This window comes from Paenibacillus hemerocallicola (genome assembly GCF_006265175.1).
Classification (GTDB): Bacteria; Bacillota; Bacilli; order Paenibacillales; family NBRC-103111; genus Paenibacillus_AB; species Paenibacillus_AB hemerocallicola.
Genome location: NZ_VDCQ01000047.1, coordinates 14777 through 30066 on the forward strand (window position 1 = coordinate 14777; position 15290 = coordinate 30066).

Here is a 15290-nt window from a genome sequence, read left to right on the forward strand (position 1 = left end):
AAATGCTGCTGTACAGTTGGGAGGAGACGGCTTGGATGGCGCTTGCCGCCATCGCGGTGGACTGGATTGTCGGCGATCCGCGTTGGCCGACTCATCCCGTTATTTGGATCGGACGGCTCATCTCGCGTCTGGAACGTCGGCTTCGGCGGAAAGAGGCTTCCGGAGCCGTATCGCCGCGCCGGGTGCGGCTATCGGGCGTCGCTTTGACCGTGCTGACGGTGGGGGCGGCTTTTTCCATTATGCTCGGCATCGTGCTTATGTGCCGGTGGGTGCATCCGTGGCTCGGCTATGCGGCGAATATTTGGTTCATCTCGACGACTTTCGCCGTGAAAGGGTTGAAGGATGCGGCCATGCAAGTGTACCGTCCGCTTGCCGAGGGCAACATGCCTGACGCGCGCAAGTACGTCGGCTACATCGTCGGCCGCGATACGACCCGTCTCGAGGAGCCGGAGATCGTCCGAGCCACGGTCGAGACGGTAGCGGAGAATACGGTGGACGCCTTCGTCTCCCCGCTCGTATTCGCGCTGCTCGGCGGCGCGCCGCTGGCGATGCTGTACCGGGCGGCGAATACGCTCGACTCGATGGTCGGCTACAAGAACGACAAGTATTTGCACTTCGGCTGGGCTTCCGCCCGACTGGACGATGTGCTGAATTATATTCCGGCGCGTCTGACCGGCTGGATGATCGTGATCGTAAGTCTGTTCGGCCGGGGCTTGTCGGCGGCGAGAGCGGTCAAATCGGTCAGGACGTTCGCCGCGCTGCATCCGAGTCCGAACAGCGGCATCCCGGAGTCGGCGGTGGCGGGCGCGATCGGCATCGAGCTGGGCGGCTTGAACCGATACGGCGACGTCGTGAGCGACCGGGCGCGGATGGGCTGGCCGCTTCGCGAGAAAACGCGCGGGGACATCGTTCTCGCGACCCGGATTTGTTACGGAGTAAGCTATGTGGCGGCGGGAGGGCTTTTATGCGCAATGTTCGCGATGCATGGGTAACCGGGCTGCAGGCGTGCGCCTCGGCGTTCCAGTTTCTGACGCGTATCCCGGTCAACGTCCAATTGCCCTACTCGGACGATCTGTTCCGGCGAAGTACGGTTTATTACCCGATCGTGGGTCTGGTCATCGGTATGCTGCTGGCCGTGACGGGTTGGCTGCTCGGGCTCGCGATTCCGGCCGCGCCGGCTTCCGTGCTCGTGTTGGGCGCATGGGTGGCGGTAACTGGCGCGCTTCATCTGGACGGCTTGATGGACACGGCTGACGGACTGCTCAGCCACCGGCCGCGGGAGAGAATGCTGGAGATTATGAAGGATAGCCGCGTCGGCGCGATGGGAGTCGTGGCCGGCGTCCTGTTGCTGATGATGAAAGGGTCGCTGCTGCTCTCGCTAGTTACCGATAAGGACGGATTTCTCGCCTTTCTCGTCGTCGCGCCGATCTGGAGCAGATGGTTCGCCGTCTGGGCGATAGCGGGCTGGCCTTATGCGAGGGAAGGCGCGGGACTCGGCAGCCTGTTCGCTTCGGTGACGCGTTCGGAGGCGAGTAGGGCTACGGCGTGGGCGTTTGCGGCCAGCGTCGTTGTGTTTATGGCGCTGCGGTTCCCGTTGTGGGAGGCGATCGCTTATACGGCGGGTGTAAGCTTTATGACCGGGTTGCTCGGATACGGTCTGGCCCGCGGGATGGCGCGCAAGCTGGGCGGATTGACCGGCGACACGTACGGGGCACTGATCGAGCTGCTGGAATGCGCGGTATTGCTCGCGGCGGTTGCGGCGGCAAGCCGATAGAGACGGGGAGGAAGCGTTATGTTGGAGCGATATGGGCACGGTGGGGATTTGACGACCGCGGAGGCGGTGTTCGGCAAACCGTCCGGACAATTTGTCGATTTTAGTTCGAATATGAACCCGTTCGGCCCGCCGGAACGCGTCGGCAGGCTGTTGGCCGAACGGTGGCGGGAGCTTGCCCGTTATCCGGATCCGGCAGTTCGGGGGCTGCGCCGCGCAATCGCGGACAAGTATCGGATACCGGAGGAAAGCGTGCTGGTCGGCAACGGGGCGGCCGAATTGATCGACTTGTCCATCCGGGCATGGAGTCCCCGCTCGGTGGGACTGGCCCGGCCGTCCTTCTCGGAATACGAGGAAGCCGTTTTGAAAATTGGGGGCCGTATCGTCGATATTCCGCTGTCGGAGGAAGACGGCTTTTCTCTGCGCGAAGAGTCCGTCCGCATGGCGGCGGCGCAGGCCGATCTGCTGATGCTCGGGCATCCGAACAATCCGACCGGGCGTTTGGCCGACCGGGACATGCTGCTGCGGCTCGTCGGCGACCGGATTCCGTTGATCGTCGACGAAGCATTCGTCGATTTCGTGCCGGACGAGGAATCGGCAAGCCTGATCCGGCTGGCGGCGGAGACGGAAAGGCTGTGCGTGATCCGCTCGATGACGAAGTTTTACGCGATTCCGGGCATCCGGCTCGGCTTCGTCGTGGCGCATCCGAATGAAATCCGCAAGATGGCGGCCCTTCAGGTGCCATGGAGCGTCAACGCGATCGCCCAATGGGTCGGAGAGGCCGTATTCGCCGAACGGGAATATGCCGAGCGGACACGGAGCTGGCTTGCGGCAGAACGGCCATGGCTTGCGGAGAAGCTGCGGGAGCTCGGACTTTCCGTTTATCATAGCGACGTCAATTTCCTGCTCGTCTCGATCCCGGACTGTTTCGGCATCGATGCGAAGCGGCTTCAGCGGCTCATGGGCGAATCGGGCGTGCTGATCCGCGACGCTTCCCTGTTCCCCGGCCTCGGCTCCGCTTATTTCCGAGTCGCGATCCGGTTCAGGGAAGACAATGCGATTCTGGTCGACCGGCTCGGGCAGGCTTTGGACGATGGTCGGGAAGGAGCGCTATCGGCGGCATGCATACAGCAGTCGCCGGCGGAGGAAACAGCCGCCGGAGAAGCGGCGACAACAGCCGGAGAAGCTGCGGCAGGCGGTTGGCCGCAAGAGCCGATGGCGCCGACCATCATGTTCCAGGGGACGTCGTCGGATGCGGGCAAAAGCATCTTGACGACCGCACTTTGCCGCATTCTGCTGCAGGACGGACGAAAGGTTGCCCCGTTCAAATCGCAGAACATGTCGCTGAACTCGTACGTTACCCCGGACGGCAAAGAAATCGGCAGAGCGCAGGGGATGCAGGCGGACGCCTGCCGCATTCCCGCGACGACCGACATGAACCCGATTCTGCTGAAGCCGAAAAAGGACATGGTATCGCAGGTTGTCGTGCACGGCAAGCCGCTGCGCGATTACGACGCCAGGACTTACCGGGAAAAATATCTCGGCGAAGCCGAGCATATCGTCAAGGAAGCGCTCGGACGGTTGCGCAGCCGCTACGAGGTCGTCGTGATCGAAGGTGCCGGAAGCCCGGCGGAGGTCAACTTGAAAGACCGCGACATCGTCAACATGAGGCTGGCCGGGTGGGCCGATGCTCCCGTGCTGTTGATTGCCGACATCGACCGGGGCGGGGTATTCGCTTCCCTCGTCGGCACGCTCGACATTTTGACCCCGGAGGAACGGGATCGCGTGAAAGGCTTCGTCATCAACAAATTCCGCGGCGACGTCACGCTGCTGAAGCCCGGACTCGATTGGCTGGAAAATCGGACGGGCAAGCCGGTCTTGGGGGTCATTCCGTACTTGCCGGATCTCGGGCTGGAGGACGAGGATTCGGCCTCTCTCGATGCGAAGAGGGCAACCGCCGTGAAGCGGAAAGGTCAGGTGGATATCGCCGTCCTGCGCCTGCCGCGGCTGTCCAATTTTACCGATTTCGACCCGCTGTTCGAGGAGCCGGACGTCCATGTACGCTATGTCTCCACCGTCTCCGAGTGGGGCGATCCGGATGCGGTCGTTATTCCGGGAAGCAAGAACACGGTCGACGATTTGAAGTTTTTGCGCGCGACCGCGCTGGAGACGTGCATTCGCCGCCACGTCGAGGGCGGCGGAAGGCTGCTCGGCATTTGCGCCGGCTACCAGATGATGGGCAAGCGGCTGCTCGACCCGGAGCGGATCGAATCCGATACGGAGGAGCTTCCGGGAATCGGACTGTTCCCTGCGGAGACGACGTTCACGCCCGACAAGCGGACCGAGCGGGTGGCCGGGACCGTCGAGCTGCCGGGCAAAGGGAAGCTGGACGTAGACGGCTACGAGATTCATATGGGGCGTACCGCTTTTCTCGGGCCGATCCGCCAGCCTTTTTCGATTCGGGTTCACGACGCGCCGGATTCGGAGGACTCGTATCACCCGGACGGAGCCGTATCGGCGGACGGGAAAGTCTGGGGGACGTACATGCACGGCATTTTGCACAACGACGAGCTCAGACGGTTCTGGATCAACGAGATCCGCTCGGATAAAGGCTGGTCTCCCTTTGCCGGGGAGCTGAAGTTTATGAGCAAGCGCGAGGCGGCGTTCGACCGGCTGGCCGACCATGTGCGGCAGCATTTGGATATGGAGCGCATTTATGCGATGATGAATAGGGAGAACGAAAGGGGACGGGACGAATGAGAATTTACACGAGAACGGGCGACAAAGGACAGACCGGAGTCATCGGGGGACGCGTCGACAAGGACGACGCGCGCGTGGAAGCATACGGAACGACGGACGAGCTGAATTGCTTTCTCGGGCAAGCGATCAGCGTCATGACGGGCGACAAGCTCGCCGATTTGAAGGCGGATCTCGAGCTGATCCAGCACGAGCTGTTCGACTGCGGCTCCGACCTGGCCCTGCTCAAGCCGGAGCTTCGTCCTTACAAGGTGACGGCGGACATGGTGGACCGTCTGGAGGCTTGGATCGACAAATACGATGCGGAGACGCCGGATATTACCCGCTTCATCCTGCCGGGGGGATCGTCCGCTTCTTCGCTCCTCCACGTCTGCCGTACCGTATGCCGCCGAGCGGAAAGACGGTGCGTCACCTTGTCCAAGCAGGCGGAGATCAATGAAGAGGTTCGCCGCTATTTGAACCGGCTGTCCGACTTCTTCTTTACGGTCGCCCGTACCGCCAACCATCGCGAGGGAGTGCCGGATGTGGAATATGCCCGAAGCCCGGAAGTGTTCCGGCGCAAATCGAAATGAACTATTATGAGCCGCTGACCTACGTTGTTCCCCCGGAGCAGGACGGGGCAATGCTCAAGACGCTGCTTCGCGACAGGATGAAGCTGTCCCGCAAGCTGCTGTCCCGGTTGAAGCTGACTCCCGAAGGAATAACCGTCAACGGACAAAGGCGTTATACGTCCGCGCGCGTACAGGCCGGCGACGTCGTGGAAATCCGCATGGAGGAGGAGCAGTCCGAGGACATTTTGCCCCAGGACATTCCGCTCGACATTTTGCATGAGGACGAACACTTGTTAATCGTCAATAAACCCGCGGGCATTATCGTACACCCGACCCATGGCCATTATACGAATACGATTGCCAACGGAGTCGTCCATTATTGGCGGCAGCGGGGCGAGAAGATCCGCTTCCGGCCCGTCCACCGGCTCGACCGGGAGACGTCGGGAGTGCTCGCCATCGCCAAAAATCCGTACGCCCATCAGCATATTTCCGAGCAAATGCAGGCGGGCGGGGTGGACAAAACGTACTTGGCGATCGTCCACGGTTCGGTCGGGCCGGACGGCGGGACGATCGACGCTCCGATCGACCGCGATCCCGAATCGCCGCACGTCCGCATCGTGTTGCCGGGCGGGTATCGGTCCGTGACCCATTACAAGACGGTCGAACGGTACGGCTCGTTTGCCTCGCTCGTAAGACTGCGGCTCGAGACGGGCCGCACGCACCAAATCCGCGTCCATATGAAGCATCTCGGCCATCCTTTGGTAGGCGATGCGATGTACGGAATCGGTGCGCAATCGGGAAACGGACTCGAGACGGCTGTGCGCGAAGACGCAAAGACGGCCGAAGGAATATCCCTCGACCGTCACGCCCTGCACGCCGCCCGGCTCGCCTTCGCCCACCCCGCAGACCGGCGTCCCGTCGGCTTCGAGGCTCCGCTGCCGGCCGATATGGCCGGCTTGATCGGACGGCTGCGCGCTCACTTGGAATGAAGATTGCCGCTGTGCGTTTTATTGCCCGTCCCGCCCTGGGTGTCGTCCCGCTGCTCCAATTGCTGCTGCTTCACGGTCGAATTCGGGCCGCACCCGGCCGACAGGGCGGCGACAAGCATGACGGCGGCCAAGAAGGCCGCCGTTTTACGAAGTTTCATGACGCTGTCCTCCCCGTAAGGTATTCTCTTCCTGTTCTTGCTGTTCTTACTGTTTCATGATCCGCCTCATTTTATCCGCACCGATTCCGCCATTTTGTATGCCACGCCACTTTCTTGTTCGCTCTTTTCATGTATAATGAGAAAGTCTGTTATCGAACGGCGGCTGGAGCAGCGTTTTTAATTTACATAACGATAGCCGAAGGAGAGAAATGATGAGCAAGCAGCAATCGGTGTCCGTTTATTTATACCCGAAATGCGGGACGTGCCGGGACGCCCTGAAATCGTTGGACCGCAAAGGCGTCCGACCGGATGAGACGGTCAACATTTTCGAGACGCCGCCTTCCCGGGATCGCATGGCCGAAATGATCGCCAAGAGCGGACTTCCGATGAAAAAGTTTTTCAATACGTCCGGCGAAGTGTATAAGGAAATGCAGCTGAAGGACAAGCTGTCCGGGATGAGCGAAGCGGAGATGATCGATCTGCTCGCCTCCAACGGACGGCTGATCAAACGTCCGATCGTCTATGACGGGGAACGGGTTACGGTCGGGTTCAAGGAAGACGAATACGAGCGGGTATGGAAGCGAAGCTAGACAGAAACAAGGGACAGCGGCATTCGGCCGCTGCAGACCTGGAAAGATAGAAGGGGGGCCGGTCCGTTGAGGCGACAAACAAAACCGAATCGGAACGAAAAATGGGCGCCGAGCGCGGCCGGACTATTTTCGATTGCCGGAGTCAAGACGCTGCTGCAGTTTTTGCGGCTCGGCAAAAAGAGCGGAGCTTTGCTCAGCATGGCCGTCGCTACGGCCATTTATATGTGGTTTTACCAATGGGAGTTCGCGCTCGGCGTAACGCTCATGGTGCTTGTTCATGAGCTCGGTCATGTGGCGGCTGCCCGACATAAAGGCATTCCGGTAACGGCACCCTTCTTCATTCCGTTTCTCGGGGCGCTCATTATGCTTAAACGGAATCCGCGCGATGCGGAGACCGAAGCTTTCGTCGCCTTGGGAGGGCCGCTGCTCGGCACGCTCGGCGCGTTCGTTTCTTTCTTGATCGGCCTTGCGACCGGAGAGCCTTTGTTTTACGCAATCGCCTATATCGGCTTCACGCTGAACCTGATCAACCTTCTGCCGATACACCCGCTGGACGGAGGCCGGATCGCTTCGTCCGTTACGCGCTGGTTATGGGTGGCGGGCGCCTTGGGGGGCTTGGTCGCCGTCATTTTTCTGCACTCGATCCTGTTTTTCCTGCTGTGGGCTCTGTTCGTCTGGGATTTGATCTCCAAATATATCGTGCACAGAGGGAAAACGACGGAATACTCGTTCTGGGGCAAAATCGAGGTGCCGTTCGAGCAAATTCCGGGAGAGAATTGGATGCTCATCCCGTTTCGCGAACGCGAGCCGCTTCCGTATCGCACCTATTCCGATTTGGACGGGAAGCAGTGGGTGGAAATCGAGTGGGAGGAAGCCGATGTCGTCCATTTGATCAAAATGCAGGAGCAAGGCATTATCCGCTCCGTCGTCAGCACCAAGGTCGAACGGCGGTGGCGGCAAACGCCGAAGGTCGTCGTGCTTCGCTACCAAATCGATTACGAGCCGCACGAAATCGAAAATTATTACGAGGTGCCGGACAAGATTCGCTGGAAATTCGGCATCAGCTATGGAGCGCTTGCACTCGTGCTGTTCGTCATGCTCGATATCGTGCAAATGATGCTGAACGCGCAGGGAGGCTTCCTGCATTCGTTAAGAAAGTAAAAAGTTAACGGGATAAATCGAGTAAATGAACACAAAATGTTTTAGTTCAACTTCCTATAGGCGGGAGCGAGAGTGATGAAACGTTTCGGTTCGAGCCGGCTTCAGCTGCTGGGGTCGGCCATTTTCTCGGAAGTGGGCCAGTGGAAGCGGGCGGCGGAAGCGGCAGGGCACGACATCATCGATCTGGGCATCGGCAGTCCGGACCGCCCGCCTTCGGAACGCGTTATGGAGTCGCTGGCCAGCGCGGCCCGGAATCCGGCCAATTACGGATATCCGACCTCCGAGGGAACGCTCGCTTTCCGCAGCGCCGTTGCCCGCTGGTACGACTTCCGTTTCGGGGTCAAGCTGGATCCGGAGCTCGAGGTGACGACGTTGATGGGCTCGCAGGACGGGTTGGCCCATTTGGCGATGGCCATTGCCGATCCGGGCGATATAGCCATCGTGCCGGATCCCGGCTATCCGATTTATTCGGCCAGTCTCGTGCTCGCCGGAGTTACTCCTTACTTGCTTCCGCTTCGAGCGGAGAACGGCTTTTTGCCGGAATTCGCTGAAATCCCCGAGCGAACGGCTGCGTCCGCCAAGTTTATTTTGCTTAATTACCCGAGCAACCCGCTGTCGGCCGTGGCCGACTTCGGTTTTTACGAAGAGCTTGTCGATTTCGCCAAAAGGCACGGCATGCTTATCGTGCACGACGCGGCATACTCCGAGATGGCATACGACGGGTTTCGGCCGCGAAGCGTGCTGGAAGTTCCCGGTGCCAAGGAAATCGCTGTCGAATTTCACTCGTTGTCGAAAAGCTTCAATATGGCGGGCTGCAGGCTCGCTTTCCTGGTCGGCAACAAGGAGGCGGTGGGCGCGCTGCGGACGTTGAAGTCGAACATCGACTATGGCGTTTTTGCCGCCGTACAGGAAGCCGGTATTGCCGCGCTTGACGATCAGATGGCCGGTTCCGGCTGGGAAGTCGCCTCGGTTTACGAGCGAAGAAGGAATATCGTGGTCGACGGCTTGCGGGAGGTAGGCTGGAACGTACCCAAGCCGAAAGCGACCATGTTCCTTTGGGCGCCCATTCCGCCCGGCTGGACATCTCGACAAATTTCCCGGGAAATCTTGCTTTCCGTCGGCGTTGTCGTAATTCCGGGCGACGCGTTCGGCCAGCAGGGACAAGGCTTTGTCCGTATCGCACTCGTCCAGGAGGAGGAGCGGCTTGCGGAAGCAGTTCGCCGAATCGGTCGGTTTTTGCACGATAGGGGCGTCGGAGCGTCGAGTTAATGCGGGGCGCGGTCGGCTGTATCGGCTGATGTCGAATCGTTCGCAGGCGGGCTGACAGCGTGACGGACAAGGAAGAGCGGGAGGCGTAGGGCGACGGAGTCAGATTCCGTCCGCCTTCTTTTGCTGCGTCTGCTTTGCTGCCCTGAAACAGCTTTTTTATTTTCAGTGGTACGCTTCGAGAGACATGATTGCCACTATAATGGACTGAACTGGAAAACCTACATCTATTTTTGCTCGGTAAATCGCTAGGCGGTCTATAACTGGAAAAACTCCATCTAAATTCGCCGAAATCGCGTTTTCGGAGCGAAGCTGTTCTAATAGATGGAGGTTATCCATTTATTTCGGTGTCGTGACGAAAAATCATGGAAATAACAGCATGATTTCCATTTAAGGCTGGCAGCCGTGTCCAATCAAACCGGCATATCCCTCGACGAACGCAGAACTCCCGAAAGCGCTCGAAAAGCGCTCGAAAGACGCTCGAAAAGCGCTCGAAAGACGTTCGAAAAGCGCTCGAAAGACGCTCGAAAAGCGCTCGAAAGACGTTCGAAAAGCGCTCGAAAGGCGCTCAAAAGGCGCTCAAAAGGCGCTCAAAAGGCACTCGAAAGAGGGGGACGGAGCAAGATTCCGTCCGCCTTCTTTTGCTGCGTCTGCTCAGTTGTTTTGAAACAGCTTTTTTATTTTCAGTGGTACGCTTCGAAAGACATGGTTGCCACTATAATGGACTGAACTGGAAAACCTACATCTATTTTTGCTCGATAAATCGCCAGGCGGTCTATAACTGGAAAAACTCCATCTATATTCGCCGAAATCGCGTTTTCGAACGGAGCTGCTCTAATAGAGGGTATAGCGGGTTAGGCACTGAACGAATTCATTCCGATTAGCGGAAAGTTCGGGGCCAAATAGCGAAGAAGGTGTCGCTCCTCCGGTTTTGGATGGAGTGATGGTCTGCGTTTCCTCTTGAAAGCTTTATGTCGCAAATAGTAAACGTTGTAAGGAGGGCATTCGCGTCCCATTGACTCCTACGTATGATTTGCTGTATAATTGTGGAAAACAGCCATTGAAAACGAACAATCTGAAAGCGTTTACAAAAAATCCACAAACGATCCACAAACGATCCACAACGATCCACAACGATCGGGAACAACGATCGGGAACACGATCGGAAACAACGACCGTGAAACAACGATCGTGAAACAACGATCGTGAAACACCGATCGGGAGACAACGATCGTGAAACACCGATCGGGAGACAACGAGACGGCCCGGGAAGGAGACGATCGGATGCTCAAGAGGCTTGTCAATTCCCCCGTCATGTTTGCGCTCGGCATGTTCGCGATGATGGTGCCCGCCCACGCGTTCAGCTCGTTTTACAGCTATTATTACGTGGAGAAGCTCGGTCTCGGGATCGGCTTGGCGACGTTGGCCCGGACGATTTATTTGATCTGGGATGCCGTCAACAACCCGCTGCTCGGTTATTTTTCCGACAGAACGAGAACCCGCTGGGGGCGGCGCAAGCCATGGATATATTCGTCCATCCCCCTTTTGATGGCAACGTTCGTGATGGTATTCGCCGTACCGGACGGACTCGGCGGCACGAGTCTTTTCATCTGGTTTTTGGTCGCGCTCCTGCTGTTCGAAGGCGTCTCCACCGTCCTGTGGGTCAACTACGGCGCTTTGTTCCCCGAGCTGTTCCGGGGGGACCGCATCCGGGCGAAGGCGTCCGCCATCCAGCAAGCGTTCCAGATCGCGGCGATTCTCGTCGCCTCCGTATTGACGCCGATTTTGTTCGCAGCGATCGGCTTCGGCAAAATGGCGGTCGTGTTTGCTTGCGTCTTCGCCGTCTTCATGCTGCTGTTCGCGGCCAGCGTGAAGGAAAGCGATGAAGCGCTCCGGGAAACGCCGCTCAAGTTCAAGGAAGCGTTCCGGGAAACGTTGAAAAACAGGCAGTTTTGGATATTCAACATCGCCAACTCGTTCGCCCAAACCGTCAACGGCCTGCTCGGCTCGATGATTCCTTTCTACGCGAAATACGTGCTGCACATTCCCGAATCGCAGGTTTCCCTCCTGCTCGCCTCCATCTTCGTATCGGTTATACCGCTTGTGGCGGTATGGTATTGGATCGTCCGCAAGCTCGGCGGCATATCCGGCTGGCGACTTGCGCTGGCCGTTTACGGGCTGTCGGTCATTCCTCTATGGTTCGCTACCGATTTGGGCAGCGGCATTGCGGCCGGAATATCGGCCGGATTCGGCCTCGCCGGTTTTCTGGTTACGCCCCTCGTGCTCGGCAGCCAAATTATCGACCGCGACTTCGCCGAGACCGGCCGGAGGCGGGAAGGCGTGTATACGGCGGTCGGGGCGTTTATCACCCGTTCCAGCGGTCTCATCTCCGCTCTCGCCTTCTGGATCGTAGGCATGATTTTCGGCTACGTGAGCGGAGACGATCCGGGCTCCAATCCGGAGAGCACGTTCCGTTATTTGATCAGCGTCATCCCCTTTTGCTTATTGGCGGTTTCTTTCCTCATTTCCCTGCTCCTTAAAAACAAACCGAACGACTGAGCTGAAGCCTCGCACGTCGCTTGGACTGGAGGAATCGATGGACAAATATTTGATCATGAACTGCGACGATTTTGGCCAAAGCCGTGCGGCGAACAAGGCCATCATGCACCTGCTGGAGGAGGGGAAAGTATCGTCGGCGACGATAATGCCGCCGGCCCCCGCTTTCGAGGAAGCGGCCGAATGGTGCAGAAGCAGGCCGCATGTGAACATAGGGCTGCATTTGACTTTGACGAGCGAATTCTCGGGCTTGCGCTGGAAAAGCTTGACCGGGCTGTCGTCCTTGCATGACGAGAGCGGGTATATGCACCGGACGGTTATCGATTTCGAGCAATACGCGCTATCGAGAGACGTCAGAACGGAAATCCGGGCACAGTTCCAGGCGGCCAAGAGAGCCGGGCTGAACGTCGTGCATGCGGATAATCATATGGGCAGCCTGTACGGGCTTGCTACCGGACGAAGCCATCTGCCGTACGTTCTGCTGCAATGCTCCAAGAGGGGAATGCCGTTTCGGCTGTTCCGCAGTGTCGACCCGAACGACAAGTTTTTGGCTTCGATACCCGATGCGGACAAGGCGCTCGTGCAGGTCGTGGCGCTTGCGGATGCGCTCCGTGTCGGAATACCCGACTATTTGCTGTCCCATCCGTACCACGCGCAAGAGGGGGAAACTTACGACAGCTTCAAGCAATCGCTTATCGCGAAAATGTACGAATTGCCCAAAGGCGTAAGCGAAACGTACATTCATCCGGCCGTAGAGGACGAGGCGCTCGGCAAGCTGATTCCTTCTTGGAGAAAAAGGGTTTGGGAATACAAGCTGATGCTGGATCCGGATTTCGAATACGCCCTCCGCGACGCGAAGGTCAAGCTGACCGATTACCGGTATGTCCGGGACCATCTGAAACGGCCGCGGGTCCGTTCGATGGGGAAATTCGTGAAGGTGATGCTGACCAAGCGGCAAGCTTCGAACAAAGGATGAGACGCGATTGAATCGACTGCTCCATACGGTCGCCGGTGTATTGCCGAGCGGCCTTTTTGCCCGTCTACGCCCTCCCTTCGGCCGCCGATAGGATGTCGGAAGCTGTCGATGATTGTTTTCGGGAGAATGGGTATCATATAATTGGAAAAAAGTACATCGGAACTCGAAGGGAAGATGCCCCGTGGAACTATTTCTCGCCGTCCTCGTCATGCTTGCGCTAATCGGCGTCTCCAATGTCGTCAGTCGCTTTGTCCCCTTCATTCCGGTTCCTCTGATCCAGATCGGCTTGGGCGTCGTCGTCGCGCTCATCCCGTCGGGGCTGCACGTGGAGCTGGAGCCGGAGCTGTTCTTCGTTCTGTTCATCGCGCCGCTGCTGTATAACGACGGCAAGCATACGCCCCGCGACGAGCTTTGGAAGCTGCGCGCCCCGATATTGCTGCTGGCGGTCGGACTCGTATTCATTACCGTCTTCGTGGTCGGCTATGCGATCCACTGGATGATCCCGTCCATTCCGATTGCCGCCGCATTCGGGCTTGCCGCCATATTGTCGCCGACGGACGCCGTGGCGGTTGGCGCTTTGGCCGGAAGAATCCATATGCCCAAAAGCTTGATGCGGCTTCTCGAAGGGGAGGCGCTCATGAACGACGCTTCGGGACTCGTCGCGTTCAAGTTCGCCATTGCCGCCGCCGTGACGGGCGTATTCTCGTTGCCCCACGCTACGGTCAGCTTCTTCATCATCTCGGTCGGCGGACTGTTGATCGGGGCGATTATCGCCTTCCTGATCAGCTGGCTGCGGGTCGTTCTTCGCCGGGCCGGGATGGAAGACGTGACGATGCATATGCTGATTCAAATTTTGACTCCGTTCATGCTGTACATGATTGCGGAAGAGCTGGGGATGTCCGGCATCCTGGCCGCGGTGGCGGGGGGGATCGTGCATGCGATCGAGCGCGACCGCGCGGAAACGTCGATGATGAAATTGAAGGTCGTGTCGAACAGCACGTGGTCGGTCATTTTGTTTATTTTGAACGGTCTCGTTTTCGTTATTTTGGGCTTGCAAATTCCGCACGTGTCCGACATTATTTTGGCCGACCCGGCTTTCAACAACTTCAAGGTGATCGGCTATGCGGCTATTATTTTCGCGATGCTTATGGTGCTTCGCTTCGTTTGGACGTTCGCCTTCACGAGAGGAAGCCGCCTGCTCGGCATCAGGGGGGAACGCAGTATGCCGGGATTCAAAATGCTCGTGATGACATCGTTCTCCGGCGTGCGCGGCGCGGTTACGCTGGCAGGCGCTTTCTCCATTCCTCTCGTGCTGGAGGACGGGAGCCCATTTCCGGAGAGGAATCTGATCATCTTTCTGGCGGCCACCGTCATACTGCTCTCGCTTATCGTCGCGAGCGTCCTGCTGCCGCTGCTCTCGAAGAAGAAGGAGTCGGACGACGAAGCGGAGCGGGAGAAGACGGATCGGCAAATCCAGATTCAAGTGATGACCGCAGCCATCCAAGCGGTTCATCAGGAGCGTAACGAAGAGAACGAGGCGGCGGTTTCCTCCGTCATAGCGGACTATAAGCAATGGATTCAGCAAATGCGTCTGAAGGGCGCCGCCCGGAGAAGCGAGCCGCGTTCGCGAGAGAAAGAAAACGAGCTGCGACTGCTGGCGCTATCGGAGGAACGGGAATGCGCCCGCAATATGATGGAGAACGGGCAAATCAGCCGCGAGCATGCGCACCAGTTTTTCAAGACGCTGGATCAGGTCGAGCTCATTTTGGCGAACCGGTTTCATTTGTGGAAAATGATGCTGAAATTGTTTTTTGGCCGGCTGCAGACCAGCTTTACGAGAAAGGAAGTAGCGCTGGCCAAGCTGCCGGCTGCCGATATCGAGACGCTGCGGAATATTAAAATACGCACGTGCGAGGCGGCCATCAGCGAGGTCAAGAAGGTTCGCTGCGAGGATAACGAGCAGGCGGCCGTCGGCGTTATTTCTTACTATAATCACGTGCTCGACCGGCTGGCCCGTTTTCCCCGTGCGGTAAGGAGTCATGACAAGCACTTCGACGAGCGGAAGAAGGAGCTGCACTGGGTGGCGGTCCAGGCCGAGCGGGACGAGGTGCAGGCGCTCTACGAGAAGGGCGAAATTACCCGCGAGACGGCTGGCCGGCTGCGCGGGATCATCCGGGAGCGGGAAGCCTCGATGTTCGAGCAGGACGAAATCGGCTGATCGGGTCGGCGTCGCCGACGATCCGCGCAACTAATATGGCGGACGTTGCTTTTTTTACGACCGGGGCTTGCTTTATCGCTTAACCGTGCTTTCGCGACCGTTGCTTTGGAAAGTCGCTGCCGGAACGGTTTTCGTCGAGAGAGCGGAACGCTGTTCCGTTACATGCAGGCTTCGTGCGATTTTCGCACAAATAGAGGAACTATCTTCCGTTAAGGAGATAGTTCCTCTGCATTTTACACGGAGAAGACAAAATAACGGAACGCACTTCCTTTATTTCGCCCATATTCTACATTTACA

General features: G+C 58.3%; 12 protein-coding genes. 11 read left to right on the forward strand and 1 reads right to left on the reverse strand.

Annotated features, from left to right (window positions below; all coding sequences use genetic code 11):
- The first annotated feature begins 2 nt into the window (after window positions 1-2).
- From cbiB to FE784_RS26875, 5 genes are read left to right on the forward strand one after another with little or no spacing between them, the layout of a single operon-like run.
- Window positions 3-992 (forward strand): adenosylcobinamide-phosphate synthase CbiB, encoded by a 990-nt coding sequence (gene cbiB, locus FE784_RS26855; RefSeq protein ID WP_139605341.1) that lies wholly within the window; start codon window positions 3-5, stop codon window positions 990-992.
- A complete protein-coding gene (gene cobS / locus FE784_RS26860; protein ID WP_139605342.1) occupies window positions 965-1774 on the forward strand; it encodes an adenosylcobinamide-GDP ribazoletransferase in 810 nt (269 codons plus the stop codon). The genes cbiB and cobS overlap by 28 nt, the downstream gene beginning before the upstream one ends.
- Window positions 1775-1792: 18 nt before the next feature.
- A complete protein-coding gene (locus tag FE784_RS26865) occupies window positions 1793-4531 on the forward strand; it encodes a cobyric acid synthase (protein ID WP_139605343.1) in 2739 nt (912 codons plus the stop codon).
- Window positions 4528-5100 (forward strand): cob(I)yrinic acid a,c-diamide adenosyltransferase, encoded by a 573-nt coding sequence (locus tag FE784_RS26870; protein ID WP_139605344.1) that lies wholly within the window; start codon window positions 4528-4530, stop codon window positions 5098-5100. Before FE784_RS26865 ends, FE784_RS26870 begins: the two co-directional genes overlap by 4 nt.
- Window positions 5097-6068, forward strand: a complete 972-nt coding sequence (locus tag FE784_RS26875) for an RluA family pseudouridine synthase (RefSeq protein ID WP_139605345.1) — start codon at window positions 5097-5099, stop codon at window positions 6066-6068. The genes FE784_RS26870 and FE784_RS26875 overlap by 4 nt, the downstream gene beginning before the upstream one ends.
- Here FE784_RS26875 and FE784_RS41140 read toward each other — a convergent pair.
- Window positions 6056-6226 (reverse strand): hypothetical protein, encoded by a 171-nt coding sequence (locus FE784_RS41140; protein ID WP_176706541.1) that lies wholly within the window; start codon window positions 6224-6226, stop codon window positions 6056-6058. The genes FE784_RS26875 and FE784_RS41140 overlap by 13 nt on opposite strands.
- Before the next feature lie 212 nt (window positions 6227-6438).
- Here FE784_RS41140 and FE784_RS26880 point away from each other — a divergent pair, with 212 nt between their 5' ends.
- The 6 genes from FE784_RS26880 (at window position 6439) to FE784_RS26905 (ending at window position 14993) form a co-directional block, all read left to right on the forward strand.
- On the forward strand, window positions 6439-6816 hold the full coding sequence (locus FE784_RS26880) for an arsenate reductase family protein (RefSeq protein ID WP_139605346.1): 378 nt from the start codon (window positions 6439-6441) through the stop codon (window positions 6814-6816).
- A 66-nt stretch (window positions 6817-6882) separates the two neighbouring features.
- Entirely contained in the window at window positions 6883-7977 is a 1095-nt protein-coding gene (locus tag FE784_RS26885) for a site-2 protease family protein (protein WP_139605347.1), read from the forward strand.
- Between the two features lie 75 nt (window positions 7978-8052).
- On the forward strand, window positions 8053-9246 hold the full coding sequence (locus FE784_RS26890; protein ID WP_139605348.1) for an aminotransferase class I/II-fold pyridoxal phosphate-dependent enzyme: 1194 nt from the start codon (window positions 8053-8055) through the stop codon (window positions 9244-9246).
- 1281 nt (window positions 9247-10527) lie between these two features.
- Window positions 10528-11802, forward strand: a complete 1275-nt coding sequence (locus tag FE784_RS26895; protein ID WP_139605383.1) for an MFS transporter — start codon at window positions 10528-10530, stop codon at window positions 11800-11802.
- Between the two features lie 37 nt (window positions 11803-11839).
- Window positions 11840-12775 carry a polysaccharide deacetylase family protein gene (locus tag FE784_RS26900; RefSeq protein WP_139605349.1) on the forward strand — a complete coding sequence of 312 codons (936 nt, stop codon included), beginning with the start codon at window positions 11840-11842 and terminating at the stop codon, window positions 12773-12775.
- A gap of 181 nt (window positions 12776-12956) precedes the next feature.
- Window positions 12957-14993 carry a Na+/H+ antiporter gene (locus FE784_RS26905; protein WP_139605350.1) on the forward strand — a complete coding sequence of 679 codons (2037 nt, stop codon included), beginning with the start codon at window positions 12957-12959 and terminating at the stop codon, window positions 14991-14993.
- Window positions 14994-15290 lie beyond the last annotated feature (297 nt).

Bases quoted from the DNA above. Each gene is read 5' to 3' on its own strand.
- cbiB (WP_139605341.1), top strand. From the start codon at position 3: ATGCTGCTGTACAGTTGGGAGGAGACGGCTTGGATGGCGCTTGCCGCC.
- cobS (WP_139605342.1), top strand. From the start codon at position 965: ATGCGCAATGTTCGCGATGCATGGGTAACCGGGCTGCAGGCGTGCGCC.
- FE784_RS26865 (WP_139605343.1), top strand. From the start codon at position 1,793: ATGTTGGAGCGATATGGGCACGGTGGGGATTTGACGACCGCGGAGGCG.
- FE784_RS26870 (WP_139605344.1), top strand. From the start codon at position 4,528: ATGAGAATTTACACGAGAACGGGCGACAAAGGACAGACCGGAGTCATC.
- FE784_RS26875 (WP_139605345.1), top strand. From the start codon at position 5,097: ATGAACTATTATGAGCCGCTGACCTACGTTGTTCCCCCGGAGCAGGAC.
- FE784_RS41140 (WP_176706541.1), bottom strand. From the start codon at position 6,226: ATGAAACTTCGTAAAACGGCGGCCTTCTTGGCCGCCGTCATGCTTGTC.
- FE784_RS26880 (WP_139605346.1), top strand. From the start codon at position 6,439: ATGAGCAAGCAGCAATCGGTGTCCGTTTATTTATACCCGAAATGCGGG.
- FE784_RS26890 (WP_139605348.1), top strand. From the start codon at position 8,053: ATGAAACGTTTCGGTTCGAGCCGGCTTCAGCTGCTGGGGTCGGCCATT.
- FE784_RS26895 (WP_139605383.1), top strand. From the start codon at position 10,528: ATGCTCAAGAGGCTTGTCAATTCCCCCGTCATGTTTGCGCTCGGCATG.
- FE784_RS26900 (WP_139605349.1), top strand. From the start codon at position 11,840: ATGGACAAATATTTGATCATGAACTGCGACGATTTTGGCCAAAGCCGT.